Origin of the sequence: Actinomyces polynesiensis, assembly GCF_000820725.1 — a bacterium.
Classification (GTDB): Bacteria; Actinomycetota; Actinomycetes; order Actinomycetales; family Actinomycetaceae; genus Pauljensenia; species Pauljensenia polynesiensis.
Window position 1 is genome coordinate 1 of record NZ_CCXH01000190.1, and the last position, 1,855, is coordinate 1,855.

Below are 1,855 nucleotides of genomic sequence, written 5' to 3' on the forward strand. Positions count from 1 at the left end.
AAGCACAACGATCCCAAGCCGAGTCGCACAGATCAGACCGAGCACGAACACGGTGAGGTCGTCGACCTCGAGGACTGGGGCCAGCGCTTGCTCTTTCGCCGGTGCAACGGCGGTACTCATGGCCGACGGTACTCACAAGCCCATCAAGGACGTTCGCCTCGGCGACAGGGTGGTGGCCACCGATCCCGAGTCTGGACAACAGGGCGCGAGGAGGGTTGAGCGGGTCTTCGTTCACGACGACACGGTCGTGGACTTGGATGTCAATGGCGAGGTCATCACAACGACTGAGGATCATCCGTTCTGGTCAGCTACCGACCGGCGGTTCGAGCGCGCCGACGAACTGGCTCCCGAAGAGCAGGTGCTTACCGCTGATGCCGGCTCGATCGCCGTGGTCGAGTTCCGGAGGGGTACTCGGCGCAACGCGCTTGCCTACAACCTCAGCATTGAGGGCGTACACACCTACCATGTCGGTGAGTCAGAGATCCTCGTCCACAACACGTGTTCTCTGCTGCCGGGCTTGCCTTCTTCGGCGCCCAAGCCGCTTGGTCGTGGTTCCACGGGCAGGTCGACTCCGGGAAGCTTGACCGAGCAGCTTGCAATGGAGGAGGTTCGGTCAGCACCTGGCGGTACCCGGATCCGAAAGGTCATGATGAGTGATCCGCGTTGGCCCTCAGTGGAGGGATGGGAGAAGATGCAGCAGTTGGTCAATGGCGTGAATGTCCATTATGTCCGGAATGCCGCGACTGGCGCAGTGGACGATTTCAAGTTTGTGACAGGCCAATGAGAGCTACCTGTGTTCTAAACGATCCGAAGTTGCTGGCTGATCACCAGCAGGATCGGTCTACGCCGTGGGAGAGCACTTATCCGATCACGGTCGGCAAGGAGTATCCGATCGTGGGTATGTCCATCATTGAGACATCATTCTTCTTTCTTGTCCGGGCTGACAATGGTGGACCGTTGTTTGTGCACGCGGGTTTCTTCGACCTGTTCACTGCAGAGATCCCGTCTGATTGGCGGTTCGCCCTCGAACCGGGAATCAATGCATCTGGGAGGGATCTGTGGTCCCATCCCGGGGTCGCGACCTGGGGTTATCCTGAGCTGGTGGAGGATCCCTACCACATGGATCGCCTCTATGAGTTCGACCCTGAGGCGCTGGCTGTCTTCAATCGCAACTGTGAGGCGGCGGGCTGCGAAGGGTGAGTGCTCCGTGTGCTGTGTGGCGTGCTTCGTGCACTCTGATGAGCGCATTGGGTCGGGCGTTGGCGGTGAAGCCGTCTGTGGTGTTCTGGGACCGCCTCGAGGCACGGTGGTTGGCTGCCCGCGATGCAAGTGAGGAAGACGGTGCAGCGGTTGCTCTGGCGGCGTGTGCGACTGGGGCACAGTTGGATGACTTGGTCGAGTTCTTGTCTGTTGAGGAGCGTGGTCAGTCGCGCATCTGCTTCATCGGTCCGATCCTGCGGGTCGGGGGCGAGCGTGGGCGTGAGGTGGTCGAGTCTCTGCGGGAGGATCCGGTGCTCGGGAAGGAGTCGACTGCACTGTTGAAGCGTCGTCGGAAGTAGCTCAGTTGGCTTGGCCGCTGGGGTCGTGGGGGCACGGTCGATGAGGGTGGCGCCCATTGGTGTCCCTGATCCTGCACTGATGGCGGCACTGTCCTGCGAGCCCGTCCGTTGGCGCGTGTCGGCGGCCGCGACGTCGGGTGTTCGAATGGCCCGCATTGGGCCCCTGCCGGGTTGGTGCTGGTGCTGGCGGTGTGGGTTGGGGTCGCCCTCGTGGACCCTGTGGCGACGCAGGATGGGACCGTGTGGGGATACCCCGAGTTGCGGACACTGACGGGGTGAGCTCCGTGTGGGTCTCT

The 1,855-nt window shown here is 61.9% G+C and carries 3 protein-coding genes; all 3 read left to right on the forward strand.

Annotation, left to right across the window (positions count from 1 at the left end):
* Positions 1–118 precede the first annotated feature (118 nt).
* The 3 genes from TA90_RS08020 (at position 119) to TA90_RS15135 (ending at position 1,559) form a co-directional block, all read left to right on the forward strand.
* Positions 119–784, forward strand: coding sequence for a polymorphic toxin-type HINT domain-containing protein (locus TA90_RS08020; protein WP_043535684.1), 666 nt, complete (start codon positions 119–121; stop codon positions 782–784).
* Between the two features lie 116 nt (positions 785–900).
* A complete protein-coding gene (locus TA90_RS08025; RefSeq protein WP_043535686.1) occupies positions 901–1,200 on the forward strand; it encodes a hypothetical protein in 300 nt (99 codons plus the stop codon).
* Positions 1,201–1,391: 191 nt separating this feature from the next.
* Positions 1,392–1,559 (forward strand): hypothetical protein, encoded by a 168-nt coding sequence (locus TA90_RS15135; protein ID WP_187120112.1) that lies wholly within the window; start codon positions 1,392–1,394, stop codon positions 1,557–1,559.
* Positions 1,560–1,855 lie beyond the last annotated feature (296 nt).

Excerpts from the sequence above, each read along its gene's own strand:
- TA90_RS08020 (WP_043535684.1), top strand. The coding sequence starts at position 119 with ATGGCCGACGGTACTCACAAGCCCATCAAGGACGTTCGCCTCGGCGAC.
- TA90_RS08025 (WP_043535686.1), top strand. The coding sequence starts at position 901 with ATGTCCATCATTGAGACATCATTCTTCTTTCTTGTCCGGGCTGACAAT.